This window comes from Limnohabitans sp. WS1, from assembly GCF_003063265.1.
Taxonomy (GTDB): Bacteria; Pseudomonadota; Gammaproteobacteria; order Burkholderiales; family Burkholderiaceae_C; genus Limnohabitans_A.
In genome coordinates this window covers 70,107-90,428 of sequence record NZ_NERU01000008.1, presented here as the reverse complement: position 1 = coordinate 90,428, position 20,322 = coordinate 70,107, and the positions used below count along the sequence as shown (strand labels likewise).

Genomic DNA, 20,322 nt, shown 5'->3' with positions numbered 1-20,322 from the left:
CAGCAATGTCGGGGCTGAAGCCACCGACCTACGAGATGAAATTTTTCACAGATTTCAAACTTCAGCGTGCCGGATCAATAAGCTACGGGCGATGGGCGTGGTACACGCCCCTCATCAACCCTCCGCAGCGAGCGAATTTTCAAGGGCGTTGTGTGCACACCGCGGCTTGCGCTTGCTGCAGGCTTTGCCGCCTGGGCAGTGGGCTTTGTTGCAACCACTGCTCCAGGTCTTGCAGCACTTCTCGGGTTTGCAGTTGGCGCGTCAACAGGTGCCAGCCTTCGGGATAGACCACAAAGTCCAGCGCTGCGCTGGGGGCGCCTGCGGCGTTCAGGTGCGTCAGCCAGTCGCACACGGGCGATGGCGGGATGATCCGGTCGCGGAGGCCATACAGCACCAAGCTGCGCTGTGGCGGCGAGGTGCTGAGGTTTTGGGCGCGGCCCATCAGCTGAGTCACCCCGGCCAAGCTGCTGACGCGGGTGGCTTTGATGAAGAGCGGATCGCGCCCAAGTTCGCGCGAGACCTCGGGGTCGTTGGTGGGGGTGATGCCCAAAGACTGCACGCCCCGACCGGTGAACACCATGTCGGGGGCGACGGCGTTCATGAATTGCAGGCTGAGCCGCTGGTACCAGGGCATACTGTTCGCGCCCCAGACGGCGGGAGCCTTCAGCACAATGTGGTCGGCCATCAAACCGGGTGTTTCAGCCGCTGCCACCCACACCAAAGCGCCGCCCATGCTTTCGCCAATGACCGTCAGCTGCAAGCCGGGATGCCGAACCCGCAATTGCGTGGCGATGTGGCGCAGGTCGGCCAGAAGCGTGTCTGTGCCGGGCCAGATGCCTGGCTTGGTGTTGGCCCCAAAGCCGCGTTGGTCGTAGGCGTAAACCGTGGCACCGAGTTCACCCGCCAGGTGCTGCGCCAGGGGCTCGAAAGCCTTGCTGTAGTCGTTGAAGCCATGCACGCCCAGCACGATGTGCCTGGGCGTGGGTGTGGCCCAGACCCGTGCGCTCAGGCTTTGGCCACCGGGCAAGTCAAAGTGCATGGGCCTGGCCGGCAGCACTTGGGCGGGGGTGATTTTGTCGGCGATGACAGCCACACGCGATGGGGGTGTGGTGGCGCTGCAGCCGGCCAACAGCAGCAGGCCCCAAGCGCAGACCAAGTGCTTGGCTTTGATCTGGAGGGAACTGAGGTGTGTCATGAGCAGGTCAGTGGCTGATTTTTGAGCTGGGGCCATCGTCAACCCCACACCTCTTGGCTTCACAGGACTTTGAGTTTGTCCAGTGCCGCACTCAGGGTTTCGTCGGTTTTGGCAAAGCAAAACCGGATGACTTTTTGGTCAAAGCCATTGCCATAAAAGGCCGACAGGGGGATGGCAGCCACACCCATCTCGGCCGTCAGCCATTGGCAAAAGTCGGCTTCGCTCAAGTTTTTCTCGGGCACTTTCAGCTCCGAAATGTCGGCGCACTGGAAATAGGTGCCTTCGCCAGGCAGCAGCTTGAAGTGGGTTTTCGCCAAGCCATCTCGAAACAGGTCACGCTTGCGTTGGTAAAACGCAGGCAACTGCAAATAGGGCGCAGGGTCGGCCATGTAGCGGGCCAGGGCGTGCTGCATGGGAGTGTTCACGGTGAACACCATGAATTGGTGCACTTTGCGCAGCTCAGCCGTGTAGTCGGCGGGGGCGGCCACGGTGCCGACCTTCCAGCCGGTCACATGGTAGGTTTTGCCAAAGCTGGAGACGATGAATGCCCGTGCGGCCAGGCCCTCAAAATGCGCGGCGCTCCAGTGCTGCAGCGGGGCATAGACCATGTGTTCGTAGACCTCGTCGCTGATCAGCACCACGTTGGTGGGGGCCAGAATCTCTTGAAGGGTCAGCATTTCCTCGCGCGTCCACACCATGCCGCTGGGATTGTGCGGGGTGTTGATCAAGATCGCGCGGGTGCGTGGGCCGATGGCGGCGCGGATTCGGTCGAAGTCCGGCCTGAAGCTGCCAGGGGTCAGCGGCACACGCACCACGCGGCCACCGGCCAGTTCGATGTTGGGCACGTAGCTGTCGTAGCAGGGTTCAAGCACGATGACCTCGTCGCCGAGGTGAACGATGGCCAAAATGATGGCCAAGATGGCTTGTGTGGCCCCGGCGGTGACGGTGATTTCAGTGGCCGGGTTGTAGCGTCGACCGTAGAGGGTTTCGATTTTGCTGGCCACGGCTTCGCGCAACGGGGCCACACCGGGCATGGGCGGGTACTGGTTGAGGCCCTCACCCATGGCGTCGTTCACCAACTCGGTCAACCGCGGGTCACACGGAAAGTCCGGGAAGCCCTGGCCGAGGTTGACGGCTTTTTTTTCGGCGGCCAAGGCCGACATGACGGTGAAGATGGTGGTGCCCATGTGGGGCGCTTTTGAAATGAGGGTGGGGCTGTTGGCGTTCATGTGCAAAGGGATGAGGCGTTTTTCAGAGTTCGTAGTCGTTGACGTGGCCGGTCATGGCTTTGGCGATCAGTGGTGCGGTCAGGCGATCGCTCAGCAGTTCGGCAAATTGGTAGACAAATTGGCGCAAATAGGCCCCGCGCTTGAAGGCCACTCGGGCCACGTTCATGCCCAGGAGTTGACCCAAGGGGCGCACGGCCAAGTCTTTGACCGGGTCGTCCTGCACGGCCATTTCGGCCACGATACCAATGCCAAGCCCCAAGCGCACATAGGTTTTGATGACGTCCGAGTCGATGGCTTCCAGCGCGATGCGGGGGGTGATTTTTTTGGCCGCAAAGGCTTGGTCAATGCGGCTGCGTCCAGTGAATGAGGGGTGGTAAGTGATGAGCGGTTCGCTGGCAATGTCTTCCAAAGACAGTGAAGTTTTTGCAGCAAGCGGATGGTCCAGCGGCAGCACCAGCACGTGTTGCCATTCGTAGCAGGGCAGGGTCACCAAGTCTTCGTAAGCCGAGAGCGATTCGGTGGCGATGCCGATCTCGGCCGTGTCATCGAGCAGCATTTTGGCCACTTGGTCGGGTGCGCCTTGGTGAAGGCTGATGTTGACCTTGGGGTATTTGTCGCGCAGTTTGGCCACGGGCAGGGGCAAAACATAACGCGCTTGGGTGTGGGTGGTGGCAATCGACAGGGTGCCACTGTCTTGTGCACTGTAATGGTCACCGATTTTGCGTAAATTGCCGACTTCGCGCAGGATCAGTTCAATGCTGCGCAGCACCTGTTCACCGGGTTCCGTGATGCGCTTGAGTCGCTTGCCATGGCGGGCAAAAATTTCGATGCCCAGCTCCTCTTCAAGCTCAATGATGGCTTTGGACACACCCGGTTGAGAGGTGTGGAGCGCTTTGGCCGTTTCAGTGAGGTTGAGATTGCGCCTAGCAGCCTCTTGAACAAAGCGAAATTGGTGAAGGTTCATATGCTAATCGTCATATTGATTCACACCATTATGCTTTATTGGGTCTATTGGTCCTTGCCAGAGCCACCCGCGATGTCGGCCATGAGCTGCGTCATCGCGGGGTGCTCGCCGATGGGCGGCATCAACTCAAAGGCCATTTGGGGGTAGGCTCGGACCAAGTCCTTGACCAGCAAGGGCAAATCTTCTCTGGCGTGACGTCCCACGCCTAAAAACATGGGAACGATGCGCAAATGCTCGATGCCTTGTTTCATCATCTGTTCAACGGTTTCAGGCAGGTCCGGTTGGGTCAACTCCAAAAAAGCGCAGGCCACGGCGATATCGGCATGTTGCTCCAGCATGCGTCGAGCCACCGCGTCCATGGGCAGTCTCCAAAGTGGATCGCGCGAACCATGTGCAAACAAGATCACGCCTGTTTTGATGTTGTCTTTTTGAGTCATCGCCTGAGCACCATCCACCAAAAAGCAGCCAAGGATATGGCGCTGTAAATCAAAGCCGGTGCTGCTGAAGTCAGCAACGGTTGCCAGTTTTGTAAATTACCAATGTGACCGAAAACATTGTTGAGCAAGGAAAAGCTGATGCCTGCAAGTACGCCACCAAAAACGTGGCCGGCAATCTGGCCAGAACGGAAGTGCAAGTAAGCAAAGGGCAGGGCGAGGACCAGCATCACCAAGCAGCTCAATGGGTAAAAGACCTTGCGCCAAAATTCAATTTCGTAGCGCTGAGCATTTTGGTTGTTGCTGGACAAATGCCGCATGTAATGGAACAGATCCCAGGTGCTCATGGTGTCCGGACTGAGCAAGGCAGCGGCCACCATGTCTGCGCTGATGGTGGTCTTCCACATCCACTGGGCGTGTTGCTGGGCTTGGTATCTTTCGAGTCCACTTGCAGGCTCTTGTTGCAGTGTTTTTTCTTGCACCTGTTTCAATTGCCATTCGTTTGGCAAGATTTCCCCTGTTGCCGCTGTGGTGATGGAGAGCAAGCGGCCTTGGCTGTTGAAGGCATGAATGCGAATGTCTTGCATGTGGGTAATGCCATCAAACCGTCGCACATTGACTGCAAATTGTTGCTGGCCCTGTTTTTCCTTGAGCCATGCACCGGTTTGACCGACGGTCAAATTGCCCTGAAATTTGGTTTTGATCTGTTGGGCCTGGCGTTCGGCCCAAGGCGATGCGTAATCACCAAAGAAAAAAGTCAAACTTACAAAAATCAAACCGAGTTGGAAGAGCATGTTCAGTGCCGTCCATGGCGCGAGTCCCCCGGTTCGCAGGATTGTGAATTCGGAACTTTGTGCCAAGCGAGCCATCACAAAAATGCTGCCAATCAAAACTGAAATGGGCAGCAACTCGTAAAGATGGTTGGGCGTTTTGAGGGCAATGAACAGCAAGGCATGCTGCATGCGATAGCCTTGAGCTGCATACCGGTCCAGGGCTTGGAGCTCGTCGACCAGGTCAAAAAACAAAAACAAGGATAAAAAACCAGCCAACACAAATAAAACGGCACGCAAAATTTCGCCATGCAACAGGGTTCGCACCGTTTTCATGCGGCACCTCGTGTCGGCACAACAAGACGCCACAGGCTTAGCCAAGTCCAGTTCATGTGCCTCAAAGTCAGCCATATGCAGGCCAACAGCAACATGCCGCCATGCAGTTGAATCATGTAAGGGGCAAAGCCCACACGCCCATTCGCAATCCAGTTTTGTCCCACATTCAACAGGTTGTAGTAGGCAATGAACACAAACAAAGCCAAACCCAAGTGGTAGCTGCGTCCCGCTCGGGGATTGACGGCCGACATGGCCAAAGCGACCAACACCAAATTGATGCCCGCAAGACTCAAGCCCAAACGCCATGACAACTCGCCTTGGTGCACAGGCGTGAAGTCACGCATCAATTCAAGTGTGGATTTCAAACGGCTGTTGCTGCGGTCCCCAGCCACCACAGCGCCGGAGTCGATCAGCAATTGGTATTTTTCAAATTGAGTCAAGCGGGTTTCTCCGGTGACCAAATCCGTGAGCCATTGCTGCCCCTTTTCAAGCAGCAAAAATCGGTCAGAACCCAGCAATTCGATGCGTCCCTGGGTTGCCGTGGTGACGCTTTCCGTGTTGCCATCGCGGCTCGATACAAAAACATTGTTGCCCCATTGTTGTCCGGGGCTGTCTTTGTCGATAAAAAAGACCCGGTTGCCTCCCGCCGACTCTTGGAACTGACCGGGCGCAATGCGTTCTACGTCATTGCGTTTTTCAAAGCGTTGCTTGAGGTCTTGAATTTGCTGATTGCTCCAAGGCCAAATGAACAAAGCCAGCACAGCAATCATGGTCAAAATGGGCCAAGTGAATCGAAACAGGGGGCGAATAAAGTTGCCCAGTCCTCGCCCACTGGAAAACCAGATCACCATTTCACTGTCTGCATACATGCGCGACAGGGTGGCGACCACAGTGATGAATAAACTCAATGTGGCTATTGTGGTCAATTGTCCCAGCACACTCAGGCTCATGACCAACACCACATCAGAAGGGTTGACACTGCCACGACTGGCTTGCCCCAGCGTCCGGATCAAAGTGATGGTCATCACAATGGTCACCAGAATCACCAGTGCAGCACCAAAATTGCGTGCAAGGTCTTTGCGCAGGGTGGAATGGAATAACATTGGCAAAAAGGAAAAGCGCAATTATGAACTTCGAAATCCAAAAGCGGTCGCTCTTATCGGTCACACAGGGCGAATTGGACGGTTTGATGATTTTGTGGCCTGCAGCCACTTTGCCGGATACCGCTGCAAAAGACCCCATTTCGCGTCTTTTGGCGGGAGCCTGCAAAAAGGGAGATTTTGAGCTCAAACCCAACTGCACTTTGGCTCTTTATGCTCACCCAGAGATCAAAGCCCGTCATGTGGTGGTCGTTTGCAGTGCAGACAACACGCCCGCAGCCGTTCGTGCTGCCATGCAAGCCGCTTGGTCGTGCTTGAAGTCCTTCAAAATCAAGCATTTGGGCATTCACGCGGTTGGCGAATGCCCCGCGCACAGCATTCAAGCGGCCCTGGTCAGTCTGGCCGAGGCCACCTACAGTTATGGCACCACCTTGAGTCAACCCAAGTTGCGCAGCCTCAAGCAAGTGCAGGTCAGTTTGGCCTCGGTACAAGCCGATGCGGTGGACAGTGTGGCTTACGCACAGGCCTTGGTCAGCGGTATTGAAGTGGCCAAAGAGTGGGCCAATCGTCCTGCCAACCATGCGACCCCCACACACTTGGCCCAAGCGGCTCAAAACATCGCGACCGGTCGATCTTTCAAGTGTGAAGTGCTAGGCCCCAAAGAAGTGGCCAAATTGGGCATGGGGGCTTTCATGGCGGTGGCCCAAGGCGCATCCGAGCCTTTGCGTTTTATCGTGATGCGCTACAACGGTGCCGCTGCAGCCCAAGCGCCCGTTGTGTTGGTTGGCAAAGGCATCACCTTTGACACCGGCGGTATTTCCATCAAGCCAGCGCCTGAGATGGACGAAATGAAATACGACATGAGTGGTGCAGCCAGTGTTTTGGGGGTTTTCAAAGCTTTGGGCGAAATCCGGCCAAGCATCAACGTGGTGGGGCTGATTCCGGCCACTGAAAACATGCCTGACGGACTGGCCGTTAAACCGGGTGATGTGGTCACCAGCATGAGCGGTCAAACCATTGAAATCCTCAACACCGACGCGGAAGGTCGTTTGGTGCTTTGTGATGCTTTGACCTACGCTGAGCGATTTAAACCCAAGGCGGTGATCGATATCGCCACACTGACAGGCGCGTGCGTCATTGCTTTGGGTGCGGTCCGCTCAGGTTTGTTCTCCAGCAACGACCCACTTGCTCAAGAGATTTTCCAAGCCGGCGAAACGTCTGGCGATGCTTGCTGGCGCATGCCCTTGGACGACGACTACGCCGAAGGTTTGAAATCCAAATTTGCGGACGTTGCCAACGTGGCGGGTCGTGCTGCGGGGTCGGTCACGGCGGCCAAATTTTTGCAACGCTTTGCCAAGTCGTTTGCTTGGGCGCACCTGGACATCGCTGGGACAGCTTGGCGCAGTGGGGCCGCAAAAGGCGCAACGGGTCGCCCTGTGGGTCTGCTCTTGCAGTATTTGGTGTCCGCTGCCAAAACGACCCCTCAAAAGTCAGCCAAAGCCAAAGCCAAGGTCAAGCCCAAATCCGCTTGAACAGAGTCAAGCTGTCTGAGTGCATACCCCGAATGACGCGCATTGAATTTCATTTCAATACCCAGGAACGTCTGGTGCACACCTGTCGTTTGTTGCGCAAGGCCCGGTCGCAAGGCTTTAGAGTTGGTGTTGTTGGTGAACCCAGCACATTGCAACGCTTGAATCAAGCGCTGTGGTCCTTTTCTGAGACGGAGTTTTTAGCGCACTGCACGGCTGAAGATCCGCCTTTGGTGCAAGAAGCCAGCGCATTGTTTTTGGGCGAACAAGCCATGCACAGGCCTGATTTGACCGTTTTGGTCAATTTGGGCGACCAAGTGCCTGCGGCCTATGAACGGTTTGAACGCTTGATCGAAGTCGTTGCCAACGACGAGCATGGCCGCTCAGAGGCGAGAAATCGGTGGAAATATTACAAAGCCCAGGGATTTGATCTGGTACAGCACGATCTTTCAAAAAAGTCTGAAACATGAGCGCCACCAGCATCGAAAAAAATGCCGCCCATCAGCCATCTGAGCCGATTCCTTTGCTGACGGACCGCCTGCAAGTGGGTACTTTCCCAGTGGCATTAGGGCTGGCACTGGATGCCCGGATGGCGGAAAAACAAGCGCTGTTCGATTTGTCAGGAACCTTGCTTCAGAACTTGCGGCCCGAGTTGGACCGCTTGACGGCGCAATTGGTGGAACAAACCCTCCAAGAACTTTGGCGCAAGCGCAGTGAAAGTTACCAAAATAGACACCTATAACCGTTTTCTTCGTGTGAATTTTGGTTTTCCCTGAGCCACAAGGTGTCGTTTTTGAAGTATCTTTAGAAGTTGCTTGATTGAAGCAATTTATTCTTCGGAGTTTCTATGACATTTTCTGGTAATCGTTCATTGACCGTTGTGGCTGTCGCTGTAGCTGCTGTTGTTTTGGCTGCTTGCGGCAAAAAAGAAGCCCCTGTGGCTGACGTTCAAGTGATCAAAATTGGTCACGTCGGCCCCGTCAGTGGTGCGATCGCCCACTTGGGCAAAGACAACGAAAATGGCGCTCGCATGGCCATCGAAGAGCTCAATGCTGCAGGCCTGAAGATTGGCGACAAGGCTGTCAAATTCGAATTGTTGGCTGAAGACGATGCCGCCGACCCCAAACAAGGCACCGCTGCTGCTCAGAAGCTGGTTGACGCCAAAGTCAACGGCGTGATTGGTCACCTGAACTCAGGCACCACCATTCCCGCTTCGCAAATCTACAACACCGCTGGCATTCCTCAGATTTCCCCATCGGCCACCAACCCCAAGTACACCCGTCAAGGTTACGCAGGTGCTTTCCGTGTGGTGGCCGACGACGTGCACTTGGGTGGTACCTTGGGCAAATACGCTGTGGAAACCCTCAAAGGTAAAAACATTGCCGTCATTGACGACCGTACCGCGTATGGCCAAGGTGTGGCTGAAGAGTTCAAAAAAGGTGCTACTGCTGCTGGCGGCACCATCGTGGGCCACGAATTCACCACCGACAAAGCTTCTGACTTCAACTCCATCCTGACCACGCTCAAAGCCAAGAAGCCTGATGTCGTGTTCTTTGGCGGTATGGATGCCGTTGCTGGCCCGATGCTGCGTCAGATGAAGTCCTTGGGCATTCAAGCCAAATTCATGGGCGGTGATGGCATCTGTACAGCTGAATTGGCCAAATTGGCCGGCGACGCCATGAAAGACGAAGCGGTGGTTTGCGCTGAAGCCGGTGGTGTCGAAGGCGAGCAGAAAGTTGGCATGGACAAGTTCCGCGCTGACTTCAAGGCCAAGTACAACGCTGACGTGCAGGTGTACGCTCCTTACGTCTATGACGCCGTCAAGATCATGGCCACTGCCATGGTCAACGCAGGCTCTGCTGATCCAGCCAAGTACCTGCCCGCACTCAAGAGCATCACTTACAAAGGCGTGACCGGCGACATCTCCTTTGATGAAAAAGGCGACGTCAAGAATGGTGCTTTGACCATGTACACCTACAAAGGTGGCGAGCGTTCACAGATCGCTGTGGTTCGTTAATTGACCACGATCCCCGAGTCAATCGGGGATCTTGTTCATGTCTTGGTTGCCAAGACATGAAACGTCAAGATGAAAAAAAGCCTGCACATGTGCAGGCTTTTTTATTTTCTGGCGGAGCAGGCGTCCGCCTTCTAGTTGTCTGTTGATGTATTTTTATGCCTTCGTAAGTTGTTGTCCCCTATGAAGAATTTTTATCCGTAGTCTTCCAATGTCCTCCAACGTCTCATACAATCGCGTAAAGGTTGGCGGGAACATTGGGGGGTTATCGGTATGCCAAAGATTACAAAGGTTCTAACAGCACTGGAGGTCGGTCGGATCAAAGAGCCGGGCGTTCATCTGGTCGGCACAGTGGCCGGATTGGCCCTCAGTGTGTCGCCAACGGGGTTAGGCCGCTCATGGCTGCTGCGCACCATGGTTCACGGTAAGCGCCGTGAGTTTGGTTTGGGCTCATTTCCCGAGGTGACGTTGGCCATGGCCCACCAAAAGGCCCGTGACATGAAAGACAAGCTTTCGAAGGGCATCGACCCGGTGCAGGAAAAGCAAGAGGCAGCCCGCCGCCTGTTGGCCACCAGCTTCTTGAACAAGACCTTCACTGAATGCTGTGTGTCATACGTGTTGGCCCACGGTGCAACATGGCGCAATGCCAAGCACCGCCAACAATGGGAAAACACACTCGCCACCTATGCCGCCCCAATCATCGGGCAACTGCCAATTGATGCCGTGGACACTGCGGGAGTGATGGCAGTGCTGCAACCGATATGGGTCACCAAGACCGAGACGGCAACCCGCATACGCGGCCGCATTGAACAGGTGTTGGATTGGGCCACGGTACAGAAGATGCGCCAGGGCGAAAACCCCGCACGCTGGAAAGGGCACCTGGACAAGCTGTTGCCCAAGCCTTCCAAGGTCTCCAAGGTTGAACACCACAAAGCGCTGGCCTACACCGACATGGGCGCTTTCATGCCTAAGCTGCTGGAGGTGAAGGGCATGGGAGCGCTGGCGCTTCGCTTCACGATTTACACCGCCGCCCGATCTGGTGAGTGCCGTGGTGCCCGTTGGTCAGAGTTTGACCTGGATGCCGGTGTCTGGACTGTGCCGGCCGAAAGGATGAAGGCAGGCCGTGAACATCGCGTTCCCTTGAGTGCTGAGGCGCTTGATCTGCTGAAGGACATGCCGCGGCTGGATGGAACAGACCTGGTCTTTTGGGGGCCAAGTAAGCGCGAGTTGAGCGATATGACCCTTTCCGCTGCATTGCGGCGCATGGGCATGAGTGAGACCGTGCACGGTTTCAGGTCCACCTTCCGAGTGTGGGCAGCTGAACGTACTGTCTTTCCCCGGGAGATTGCAGAGGCGGCGCTGGCCCACACCAATGGCGACAAGGTTGAAGCGGCTTACCTGCGGAGTGACCACTTTGAAAAGCGCCGTCACCTGATGGACCAGTGGGCGAAGTTCTGCCACACACCCGTGAGCACCGCGCAAGTGGTTTCGATTGCTGAGGCCCGGGCGGCTTGATGAATACCGCCATGCCCTGGGGCGGATTGACCAGGGCAAAGGCGGGGCCTGAAGGTGCAGGAACACCAACAAGCCCCTGACCACACCAAGCATGGAGGCTTGAAATGGCTAATTTGGATCTTATAGCAGCACCTGACACCACCGATGTACTGGATGACTTGACCGCGAAATGTGCGCAGCTCCAAGCGTTGATGCTCATGACGCACGGGGAAGCTGGTGCATCGTTCAACAGCCTTGCTGACACTCACAGAGAAAACTTTTTGTGGCACTGCACATTGGTTGTTGATGAAATCAGCGAGCTGGCCTCGTCATTGAGCCCAGCAACCGTGCAGGTGCAGGCTTGAGTGGCGCTTACCCCGTCCAAGACTTTGCCGATGGGCGCGTCTTCGTGATTTCTGCGGGCGACAGTCGTAATCCGCTTGTGTGCGCTGATGACCACTTTGGCGTGCAACAAGCTGCTGATGGCCCGACATTCGTTGTTGTTGGCCAAGCTGTGACCGACCAGCGTTTGCAGCAAAGTCTGCCTGACCTGAGACGCTATGGCGTCACGCTTGAACAGCTTCAACAGGCGCGGGACCAGGTTCAGGCCTGATCTTTCCGTGCTGAGAACATTCAAACGAGGACACCTCAAACCCTTGGCGGTCATAGACAAACGATGAAGGGCAAGGCTTCGGCGGCTTAAAAGCGCTGACAACGTCCGTAAGATTGATCCAACAAACCAACAGGTTTGGGCCACGCCTAGCTGCGGACTAATTACCCGCAGTGAAAACCCGGTTCCTTGGCTGGGCTGGCGCTGGTTCCATTTTCAAGGACACGCCACAAGGGGCGCACATGAAGAAACCACACTCCGGCACGGGTGTCGAGGCCGTGACCATCCACCAAAGCGCCACTGAGTCGATGCGCGAGGACCGCAAGTTTGCTGAGTCCCGAAAGATCGACGCCATGATTCAGACCGTAGAAATGATCCCCGCCTCAGCGTATGGCCAGGCCCGAGCAAAGCGCCTGATTCGGAAAGCTGCCGACCACGGTGATGGTTGGTTGATGGCATCGGATTACAACGACATGACCGAGAAGTTGCGTGCGCTGTTCTGCAACGATTCATCCGCCGATCTGATGGCGGAAGATATACCGATGTTCCTCTCCCGCAAGCTAACCGGCCTGGATGGAAAACGCATGGGCGTAGATGATGCTGAGGCTGCGGGGCTGCTGCTGACCGATGGTGATGCCGTGCCCCTGCTGCGCCGCCTGCGTGGTGTGCACCTTGATGTCCTGAGGGCGCTGGCACTGGATTGCCGCAATGATGACCTGGTGCAGCTGATCGACAGGGATTGCCTGCTCAAGCTCACCGATGGTGCTTTGCCCGTCCAAGATGACGAGGATCAGCGCAAGAAGGTATCGGACGCTAATGTGCGCACCGCTTGGGCGGCAAGTGGGGGCAATAAGGCAAAGGCTGCTCGTTTGCTGGGCATAAACCGATTTGCCTTGACGAAGCGGCTCCGCAAGATAGGCTTGGATTTACCCGTAGCCTCCACGCAAACAAAACCGGAAATCGCAAAGAAACAGTCCTGGTGCCCTGCTCATTGACAGGTGACACCGTGGTGGCACCTTAACCACAAAGGTGTCACCCCCTCGCTGGAACCCGCATGGTTACTGGCTTCAAAGGGGGTATTGCTGGCACCTTGGTGTCACCCGAATCATTCACTTCATCCGCAGCCGTTGCGGGAATATTTGGAGTGGATTTATGAACTTTCTGAAAATCGCTGATGTTGCCGCTGCCCGTGGCGGCCAAGCCCGCAGCACTGTCTACATGGACATTTCCCTGGGCCTGCTGCCCAAGCCAGTCAAGCTCGGAGTCCGCGCCGTGGGTTTTCCGAAAGACGAGATCGACGCCGTTGTCGGTGCCGTGGCTTGCGGTGCATCCGATGACCAAGTGAAAGACCTGGTGAGCCGCCTGCACGCCCAGCGTGCCGAGCGACTGAAGTCAATCTTGGCATTGGCGTAAGGGGTGCGCCGTGAAACTCCCACCCACAAAAAGAAAAACCGTCGAACTCCCCAGCCAGACGGTTTTCCAAACGACACGCGATGCACCTTTGGTGCCCAATGATTATCACCCCACGCTGGTCAAGTTGGCAACTTTGGCAGCACTGCTTATGGTTCAGCTGGCCGGTGGTGTTGCACTGGTCGGTTTTTGGGTGTGGAGGTCGGTCAGTGCCTGATTTCCAAACCCCACCCGCAAAGCGCCGTTTCCTTCAGGGACTGGCCCGCAGCATGAGCGGCAATGCTGGTACCACCCAAGCCGCCCGCTTGCTGGAAGCCTTGAAGCATGGCCCGATCACCACGAACGAGTGCCGCCGCTTCTTGGATGTGTTCGACCCGGCCGCCCGCGTCCGCGACTTGCGCCACAAGTTGGGCCGCGATGCGATTGAGACCCACTGGCAGGGGTCGGTGACAGAGCAGGGCGTAACGCACAAAGTCGGCTTGTACTGCCTGGTTGTGAAAGGTGGTCCTCATTGAACGCGCCCACCGTCAAAGACTTCGCCACCGCCCAGGCCCAAGCCGCATTGCACGGCCTTGAGCTGGCGCTGGTGCACGCCGCGCCCGATGCCGAGCCCGTTTACATCCTGACCGGCCACGCCAACCGGGTAGACCTGACCGATTGGGCTCAGGTCACGGACTTCTTGAAGGGGACCCGTCATGGCTAAAACATCAAAACCAACAACCAGCGCCAGCAAAGCCGGTGCCATCGAGTTGGTCTCGGTCAAGGACAACCGCGCCTCCACAAGCAGCCGCACCGTAGCCGAACATTTTGGCAAGACACACCGGAACGTCACCCGGGCCATTGCCACCTTGCTGGGTCAGACCGGGGATGCTGATTTCAATGCGCTCAATTTTGAGCCGATTGAGTATCTTGACAGCCGTGGCCGCAAGCAAACTGAGTGGCTTATGTCAGAGCAGGGCTTTGCCTTGTTGGCTATGGGCTTCACCGGCCCCAAAGCTGTGGCCCTGCGCTTGAGTTTCATCAAGGCGTTTGAAGCTGCAACCCAGCGCATCCGTGAGCTTGAGAGTCGGCAAGCCGAACCAGGCTGGAAAGTTGCCCGCATTGACACCAAGATCGGCCACCACCTGATTGGCTTCGCGCTGAAGACTTCTCGCCAGATCGCTGGCAAAGACACCGAGGCCCACCACTACATAAACGAGGCGAAGCTGATCCGCCACGCCATGACGGGCACCCAGGAACCGCTTTGCCGCGACACCTTGGACCGTGACGAGCTGAAGATTCTGGCCCGCGTCGAGCACGCCAATGCAGAAATGATCGCAGTGGGCGAGGGGTACGCCATGCGCAAGGGTAAGTGTCGGGTGTTGGCATTGCAGTTGCTGTCCGACCTGGAACGCCGTGGCCGCTCACTGATCGAGCGTAACGGTCTTGGCCGTGGCCGCCTTACTGGAGTTTCACCATGAGCTTCATTGCAATCGTCACGGATGTGCCCGGTGCACATCCCCAGCTCTATTCCTACGTGTGGCTGCATTCATCAAAGCCAGCATCCAAAAAGCTGATCCTGCTGCGACTGGCCTTTATTTCATCCACAAGCCAGGAGCACCGGACAGAGGTGCAACTGGTCGAACTGGCACGCAACTGTGCAGTGTCTGTCCACCAGGTCAGAAAAACCATCGCTGATCTGTGTGCCGAGGGCTGTTTGGTACGGCGTGGCGTGTCAGCCTATGCCATCAATACTGCGCGTTTGATGGGCAGTCAAACTCAAGGGGACACCAAATGAGCAACACAGCATTGATGGCCGTGTGGCGCATTGAGGTGCGACCGGCAGCGAAAAAGCTGGTTTTGGTCTATTTTTCAGACCGCATGAGCGAGAGGACTGGTCAGCTCAATCCGAGCGTTTCGACGGTGGCCAAGGACTGCGGGTTGAGTGAGAAGCAGGCCCGCCGTTATATCCATGAGCTTGTTGCTGATGGCCTGGTTGAGGCTGATGGAAACCATCGCGGTGGTGATCCACGGACCTCTAAAAACTACCGCCTGACCTTCGTTGATCAAGGGGCTACCCCTCCCACCCATGGGAGCCCTCCCCAAAAGCTACCCCTCCCATCCACGGGAGGGGACCACTCCCATCCACGGGAGGGGACCCCTCCCGCCCATGGGAGCCTAATCAGTAAAGAACCAGTAATGAACCAGAAAGAGGCACAGGGCAAGCCTGCTTTGTCTGCCAAGCAGTCGAAGAAAAAGGCGGAGCTCACGTTTGCCGCTTGGTACACACAGATCACCGAAGCCGGAGAAAAGGCGATCAGCACTTACGCCCCAGTGCTGAACTTTGCCGAACAAGTTGGATTGCCACTTGAGTGGATCGACTTGGCTTGGCAGCAATTCAAGCGTGACCACATCGCCAGGACTGACAAGCAGCAAGCCGACTGGAGACTGACGTTCCTGAATTACTGCCGCAAAGGTTGGCTGAATGTCTGGAAAGCCCGGCGTGATGGCACTTTCTACCTGAGCGATGCAGGCGTGATGTTGGCGAAGGAACTCGGGGTCGATGTGCCTAACGAGTCACAGGCCCAGACGCCTTCACTTTTGGCGGGGTGCATCTGATGACCACACACCTTTTTGATCACGATGCAGAAATGAGCCTTGTCGGGGGCTTGCTGATGGGCAACGGGGCGCATTTTGAAGACTTGGCCCCACTCACCCCTTCAGACTTCGCTGATGGGCGCGTACGTGGCGTTTTTGATTGCTTCCTGAGCCTGTATCAATCAGGCAAGCCTGTTGGTTTGCCTGATGTGGTCGCAGCCATTGGCGATCTTGACGCGGTGGGTGGTGTGGAGTTCGTGCAGGCACTGTCAACACACTGGCCCGCCAAGAGCCGGATGGTGGCCTGGTCGAAGTCAATCCGCGAGAAGGCTGCAACCCGCCGCTTGCTGTCTGCATTGGGCGAAGCGCAAGAGCTGGTCATGGGCGATGGTGATCTGGCCAGCAAGCTGGACCGTGTGCAAAGCATGATCGAGCCGCTGGCAAATGCCCAGGTCAAGAACGTGCCGCGCACCCTGCGTGATGTGGCGATTGCCCGCACCCAGCACTACGAAGACCTTGAAGCTGGCACTGTGGAGCCCGGCTGGCGTACTGGCATTGATGAGCTTGACCGCCTGCTGTCCGGTGGCCTTCGCCCGGGGCGCATGGTCGTTCTCGCTGCCCGGCCCGCCGTGGGTAAATCGTCGCTGGCGCAGTTTGTCGCCCAAAACGTGGCCCGTGACGGACGCAAGGCGCTGATTCTCAGCCAAGAGATGGCCGTCGAAGACCTAGCAGACCGTGCCTTTGCCGGTATTGGCCGAGTGGGCTTTGATGCTTTGCAGACTGGTCAACTCAGCCGGGACGAATGGAGCCGGATCAGCAACAGCCTGGCAGACGAGGCCATGCAAAACGTGGTCGTGGACGACAGCCCAGCCCTTCGTTTGTCCGACATTCGCGCCAAAGTTCGCGCCGTCAAGGGCGTTCGCCTGGTCGTGGTGGACTATTTGCAGCTCATGAGTGGATCCACTGACGCCCCCAGCCGCAACAGCAACCGGGAGAGTGAAATCGCGGGGATCAGCCGAGGTCTGAAGGCGTTGGCCATGGAGATGGGCGTTTGCTTGGTCGCACTGTCCCAGCTTAACCGGGCGGTGGAGCAGCGCACAGACAAACGCCCAACACTGGCCGACCTGCGCGAATCAGGCGCGATTGAACAGGATGCCGATGTGGTGGCCATGCTGTGGCCGGTTCGTGAATTTGAGGGAGGGGCCAAGCTGATCGGCATGACCCTGGCCAAAAACCGCATTGGCCGCACGGGTGACGTGTCGTTGCACTTCGAGGGCAAGTTTCAGCATTGGGGCGAGTCCACCGAAAGCTTGAACCAGCCAGCCCTTGCCAGAAAGGTGGGCATCCGTGATTGATCAACAACAAGGCGGGGCAGTCTCGCCCCTGGCATACCGCTGCATGGCGGGCGTGGCCGGTCTGATCGGTGCCGCTGCATCGGTGGTGGCCATCCGGTTTTTCATGGTGGCGGTGCAGTCTCAAGAGTCTGATCCAGCCATCCGTGCGGTGCTGACCTTCACGGCCGTGCTGTTCGTGGTCGCCGAGGTGGGTTTGTTCAGCCTGGCCGGGTTGCTGACCCGTGCCAAGCACAAGGCGCTGAGAGCCCGCTTGGTGGTGGCCGGTTGCGTGCTGTTGGCCTTTGAGGTGGCCACCATCTTCGGTGCTCAGGTGGTTATTGCTGCCGGTGACGATGCTCGGGCTCAGGCCACACAGACGCGCATCAGTGAACTGAAATCCACCATTGCCCGCCAACGGGAAACCGCCGCCGCCTTGGTGGAGGCTGGCCGGGTCTCGGGTCAAAGCGTGATTGCATCCAGTCGCCAAAGTGGCCTGTCCGCCATGGAGAAAGCCGCTGATTTGGAGAGCACCACGCTGGCGCTGTCCACCGAGTTGGCCCGCCTGGAAGCTGCAAAGGTGCCCACGCAAACCGGCATTTTTGGTGAGGTGGGGACTGTCGTGATGGGGGCCATCCGGGCTGTGCTTGTCTCGGGTATTGGCTTGCTGATGTTCGGCCTGGCCGGTGTGCTCTGGCGTGTAGCACACGAAGAAACACACCCCGAGTCGCTGCCAGCGCCAGCACCTGAAACCCGCGCCGCCATTGGGCCGCAAGCTGATTCGGTGGGTGTGCCGCCTGCTGTGCCAGCGTCTGTGCCTGTGCCTGTTGATGCACCTCTGCTCGACCGGCATGAAGTCATCCGCGCCGCTGTCCTGGACGGGGGTCTAAAGCCATCCGTTCGGGCCATCCAAGCTGTTCACGGTGGGTCCACCACCCGTGCGCGTGAGGACTTGAACCGCCTGCATGACGAAGGCGTCATTCAGGACATGGGGACTGGCAGGGGTTATGCCCTGGTCGCCAAGAACTGATCAACCCAAGGAACTCAAATGCTTGAAGCACTCGCAACCGGAAAACTGCACGGCACCGCAAAAACGCAAACCGGCAAAAACGGCAAGTCATTTACAACTTGCAAAGTACGCACGCCCATGACCAATGGGGAATCGGTGTTCGTCAACGTGATCACGTTCGATGAGTCGGTGGGCGCTGGCCTGCTGGCGCTGGGTGACGGCGATGGTGTGGCACTGGCGGGCACCTTGTCTGTGAGCACCTGGACCAACCGCGATGGTGTGGCAAAGCCCTCGATTGACCTGGTGGCATCTGCGCTGCTGACGGTTCACCATATTCGCAAGCGCCGCCAAGCCATGGAGCCTGCTCGGGACAACGAGCACCAGCGCCTTGTCGCTGAATATCCAGACTTCGGGGGGCAGTGATGGACCGAAATCAAGACACCCTCCGCCTGTGGCCACCCAAGGGCACCCCGGCATTCAAGATGCTGATGGACATGGTTCAAGGGCACAACGTCTGGAGCCCAGCACCAGCGCGTGATGCTGATCTGGCCCGTCTGGTCGCTGAGTTGCGGTGGTTAGGTTGGCAGGTCGTTCGCACTTGGCAAGTGACAGAGAAGGGCACCCGTTGGACTTATGGACTTCACAAGTCGGTGATCGACGAAGCTGCAGCTGAGATACGCCGTATGGCAAGGGAGGCAAGCACCTGAACCACGACACAACACCCGCAGCGGTTCGCCGCATGACAAACATCTATCAATTTTGGAGATTTACAAATGAGCCAGACCTTCCAACATGACCCCCTCGACGTGCTGACCCGCGCTGAAAAAAGTGCCGATGACTGGTGGACAAGCACCCTCAAGAACGCCAAGGCCCGAACAGATCTGGACCAGCAGCATTGGGACAACGCCTTCAAGAACGACAAGCAGTTCATGACGCATGGCAGCGATTTGTTCAAGACCAACTCAGAAAACACGTACCGGGGCACAAGGGCACAGTACGACACCATGCTGGAGCCGGACCGCTACGACACACAGAAATCGGTGTATGGCCGCGACAACCTGCGTGCGCAAGACGAGACTTGGCAGCTTGAAAACGCCATGTCACCCACAAACCGGGCGGCCAGGATGTCGGTCTACAACGACCGTTTTCAGTCACCGGCGGCAGCGCTGCAAGCCGGGGTGGCTTCGGCGGGCATTGCCGACACCCAGCAAGCGGCACGGGCAGCACAGGATGCAGCGGCACTGATGCCGGGGGCGCTGAGTGCGCAAGCAACCTACGGGCGTGCGGCCACTCAGGCGGGTAGCCTGAACTTGGCCAACGACATTGCAACGGGCAACTTTGATCGAGCAAACGAAGCGCTGGCGGCTGGAGGCTTCAACATGAAGATCATGCCCGCACCCAACAATCCGGGCAAAGTGGTGGTGGTTGACGAGCAGGGGCGTGCATCCATGCCACTTGAGCCCAGCGCGGTGGAGGCGCAATTCCGGGACCGCACCGGTACACGGCAGGGCAACGCGGGCACTTATGCGCAGGGCGTGGCGGGTGAGCAGCGCAAGTTTGATCAAGAGACCGCGCTCAACAATGCCAGGATTGCCCAGCGTGACCGATACACCCAGGCCCGGATGTCCACCGAAATGGGCAAGCGCTTGACCGAAAGACTGCGCAATGCGAGGACCGAAGAGGAACGCGCAAACGCTCAAGAGGATCTGGACACCTACCTGAGCGAGTCCCCGGCGGGCGGCGCGGCCTATGGCACCAGTGGGCCGCAAGCCCCTGATGGCCAGTCGATGCGATCCATCATGATGGGCACGCCAGCTGCACAGGCTGCACCTGCGCCGGCAGCACAGGCGGCACCGGTACCAGCAGCGCCAGCAGCCGCCCCGGCGGCGCAGTCGGTTTACTCGCCAAACCAAGGCGTCACCCATGGATCAGCGCCAGTTCGTGCCCATGCACCCGTCATCCTTTGGAAGCCTGGCCAGGCTGTTGACGATGCTTCTATGCATCATATTGAGCAAGCTTATGTAACTGCCAACAGCAAACTCAAACAGGTTCGCTCAGATTGGGAGCGTGCAAATTCACTGCAAAACCGTGCGGCTGTGAGCCCAGAAGTGCGCGAACGCATCAAGGCCGTTTTGGATGCTGTACGCGCCGAGACTGATCAAGTCAACAGCCAGTATTTCGGAGCAAAGCGCGAGTGGATGCGCGTGAGAGGTGAGCAGGCTTACTCGCCAAGCCGGTCACTCCAGCAGACAGCAAACGAATCCATCAATCGCGACTTCGGTGCCCGCTACGGCAATTGAGTGGGAAGTTGAGCGACACA

At 57.4% G+C, this 20,322-nt stretch carries 26 protein-coding genes; 20 read left to right on the top strand and 6 right to left on the bottom strand.

Going from position 1 to position 20,322, the window contains the following annotated elements:
* Window positions 1-139: 139 nt before the first annotated feature.
* Genes B9Z48_RS11725 through lptF form a run of 6 tightly spaced genes read right to left on the bottom strand, consistent with a single transcriptional unit; the run spans window position 140 to window position 6,031 of the window.
* Window positions 140-1,195 carry an alpha/beta fold hydrolase gene (locus B9Z48_RS11725; protein ID WP_158273250.1) on the bottom strand — a complete coding sequence of 352 codons (1,056 nt, stop codon included), beginning with the start codon at window positions 1,193-1,195 and terminating at the stop codon, window positions 140-142.
* A 59-nt stretch (window positions 1,196-1,254) separates the two neighbouring features.
* Window positions 1,255-2,424: a pyridoxal phosphate-dependent aminotransferase gene (locus tag B9Z48_RS11720; RefSeq protein WP_108378580.1), complete on the bottom strand. Its 1,170-nt coding sequence runs from the start codon at window positions 2,422-2,424 to the stop codon at window positions 1,255-1,257.
* 22 nt (window positions 2,425-2,446) lie between these two features.
* A complete protein-coding gene (locus B9Z48_RS11715; protein WP_089962668.1) occupies window positions 2,447-3,388 on the bottom strand; it encodes a CysB family HTH-type transcriptional regulator in 942 nt (313 codons plus the stop codon).
* Window positions 3,389-3,432: 44 nt separating this feature from the next.
* Window positions 3,433-3,825 carry a sirohydrochlorin chelatase gene (locus B9Z48_RS11710; protein ID WP_108378578.1) on the bottom strand — a complete coding sequence of 131 codons (393 nt, stop codon included), beginning with the start codon at window positions 3,823-3,825 and terminating at the stop codon, window positions 3,433-3,435.
* Window positions 3,822-4,928 (bottom strand): LPS export ABC transporter permease LptG, encoded by a 1,107-nt coding sequence (gene lptG / locus B9Z48_RS11705; RefSeq protein WP_108378576.1) that lies wholly within the window; start codon window positions 4,926-4,928, stop codon window positions 3,822-3,824. The genes B9Z48_RS11710 and lptG overlap by 4 nt, the downstream gene beginning before the upstream one ends.
* Window positions 4,925-6,031 carry an LPS export ABC transporter permease LptF gene (gene lptF / locus B9Z48_RS11700; protein WP_108378680.1) on the bottom strand — a complete coding sequence of 369 codons (1,107 nt, stop codon included), beginning with the start codon at window positions 6,029-6,031 and terminating at the stop codon, window positions 4,925-4,927. The genes lptG and lptF overlap by 4 nt, the downstream gene beginning before the upstream one ends.
* 23 nt (window positions 6,032-6,054) lie before the next feature.
* Between lptF and B9Z48_RS11695 the strand changes: the two genes are divergently transcribed.
* The 20 genes from B9Z48_RS11695 (at window position 6,055) to B9Z48_RS11605 (ending at window position 20,302) form a co-directional block, all read left to right on the top strand.
* Complete coding sequence (locus B9Z48_RS11695; RefSeq protein WP_108378574.1) at window positions 6,055-7,560, top strand: leucyl aminopeptidase; 1,506 nt, start codon at window positions 6,055-6,057, stop codon at window positions 7,558-7,560.
* Between the two features lie 32 nt (window positions 7,561-7,592).
* Window positions 7,593-8,027, top strand: a complete 435-nt coding sequence (locus tag B9Z48_RS11690; RefSeq protein ID WP_108378572.1) for a DNA polymerase III subunit chi — start codon at window positions 7,593-7,595, stop codon at window positions 8,025-8,027.
* Entirely contained in the window at window positions 8,024-8,299 is a 276-nt protein-coding gene (locus B9Z48_RS11685) for a hypothetical protein (protein ID WP_089962657.1), read from the top strand. The genes B9Z48_RS11690 and B9Z48_RS11685 overlap by 4 nt, the downstream gene beginning before the upstream one ends.
* Before the next feature lie 105 nt (window positions 8,300-8,404).
* Complete coding sequence (locus B9Z48_RS11680; RefSeq protein ID WP_108378570.1) at window positions 8,405-9,574, top strand: branched-chain amino acid ABC transporter substrate-binding protein; 1,170 nt, start codon at window positions 8,405-8,407, stop codon at window positions 9,572-9,574.
* Between the two features lie 270 nt (window positions 9,575-9,844).
* On the top strand, window positions 9,845-11,086 hold the full coding sequence (locus tag B9Z48_RS11675; RefSeq protein ID WP_108378568.1) for a site-specific integrase: 1,242 nt from the start codon (window positions 9,845-9,847) through the stop codon (window positions 11,084-11,086).
* Window positions 11,087-11,190: 104 nt separating this feature from the next.
* Entirely contained in the window at window positions 11,191-11,430 is a 240-nt protein-coding gene (locus B9Z48_RS21395) for a hypothetical protein (protein WP_146186273.1), read from the top strand.
* Window positions 11,427-11,678, top strand: a complete 252-nt coding sequence (locus tag B9Z48_RS21390; RefSeq protein WP_146186272.1) for a hypothetical protein — start codon at window positions 11,427-11,429, stop codon at window positions 11,676-11,678. The genes B9Z48_RS21395 and B9Z48_RS21390 overlap by 4 nt, the downstream gene beginning before the upstream one ends.
* Before the next feature lie 239 nt (window positions 11,679-11,917).
* Window positions 11,918-12,670, top strand: a complete 753-nt coding sequence (locus B9Z48_RS11665; RefSeq protein WP_108378564.1) for a helix-turn-helix domain-containing protein — start codon at window positions 11,918-11,920, stop codon at window positions 12,668-12,670.
* 157 nt (window positions 12,671-12,827) lie between these two features.
* A complete protein-coding gene (locus B9Z48_RS11660) occupies window positions 12,828-13,088 on the top strand; it encodes an AlpA family transcriptional regulator (RefSeq protein ID WP_108378562.1) in 261 nt (86 codons plus the stop codon).
* Between the two features lie 10 nt (window positions 13,089-13,098).
* Entirely contained in the window at window positions 13,099-13,302 is a 204-nt protein-coding gene (locus B9Z48_RS11655) for a hypothetical protein (RefSeq protein WP_108378560.1), read from the top strand.
* A complete protein-coding gene (locus tag B9Z48_RS11650; protein WP_233261096.1) occupies window positions 13,295-13,600 on the top strand; it encodes a helix-turn-helix domain-containing protein in 306 nt (101 codons plus the stop codon). Before B9Z48_RS11655 ends, B9Z48_RS11650 begins: the two co-directional genes overlap by 8 nt.
* Window positions 13,597-13,788, top strand: a complete 192-nt coding sequence (locus B9Z48_RS11645; RefSeq protein ID WP_108378558.1) for a hypothetical protein — start codon at window positions 13,597-13,599, stop codon at window positions 13,786-13,788. The genes B9Z48_RS11650 and B9Z48_RS11645 overlap by 4 nt, the downstream gene beginning before the upstream one ends.
* Entirely contained in the window at window positions 13,781-14,545 is a 765-nt protein-coding gene (locus tag B9Z48_RS11640; protein ID WP_108378556.1) for a Rha family transcriptional regulator, read from the top strand. Before B9Z48_RS11645 ends, B9Z48_RS11640 begins: the two co-directional genes overlap by 8 nt.
* Window positions 14,542-14,862: a hypothetical protein gene (locus B9Z48_RS11635; protein ID WP_108378554.1), complete on the top strand. Its 321-nt coding sequence runs from the start codon at window positions 14,542-14,544 to the stop codon at window positions 14,860-14,862. Before B9Z48_RS11640 ends, B9Z48_RS11635 begins: the two co-directional genes overlap by 4 nt.
* A complete protein-coding gene (locus B9Z48_RS11630) occupies window positions 14,859-15,683 on the top strand; it encodes a helix-turn-helix domain-containing protein (RefSeq protein WP_108378552.1) in 825 nt (274 codons plus the stop codon). Before B9Z48_RS11635 ends, B9Z48_RS11630 begins: the two co-directional genes overlap by 4 nt.
* Window positions 15,683-17,017 (top strand): DnaB-like helicase C-terminal domain-containing protein, encoded by a 1,335-nt coding sequence (locus tag B9Z48_RS11625; RefSeq protein WP_108378550.1) that lies wholly within the window; start codon window positions 15,683-15,685, stop codon window positions 17,015-17,017. Before B9Z48_RS11630 ends, B9Z48_RS11625 begins: the two co-directional genes overlap by 1 nt.
* Window positions 17,010-18,023 carry a hypothetical protein gene (locus tag B9Z48_RS11620; protein ID WP_108378548.1) on the top strand — a complete coding sequence of 338 codons (1,014 nt, stop codon included), beginning with the start codon at window positions 17,010-17,012 and terminating at the stop codon, window positions 18,021-18,023. Before B9Z48_RS11625 ends, B9Z48_RS11620 begins: the two co-directional genes overlap by 8 nt.
* 18 nt (window positions 18,024-18,041) lie before the next feature.
* On the top strand, window positions 18,042-18,425 hold the full coding sequence (locus B9Z48_RS11615) for a single-stranded DNA-binding protein (protein ID WP_108378546.1): 384 nt from the start codon (window positions 18,042-18,044) through the stop codon (window positions 18,423-18,425).
* Window positions 18,425-18,709, top strand: coding sequence for a hypothetical protein (locus tag B9Z48_RS11610; protein ID WP_108378544.1), 285 nt, complete (start codon window positions 18,425-18,427; stop codon window positions 18,707-18,709). Before B9Z48_RS11615 ends, B9Z48_RS11610 begins: the two co-directional genes overlap by 1 nt.
* A gap of 66 nt (window positions 18,710-18,775) precedes the next feature.
* Entirely contained in the window at window positions 18,776-20,302 is a 1,527-nt protein-coding gene (locus B9Z48_RS11605) for a hypothetical protein (protein ID WP_108378542.1), read from the top strand.
* Window positions 20,303-20,322 lie beyond the last annotated feature (20 nt).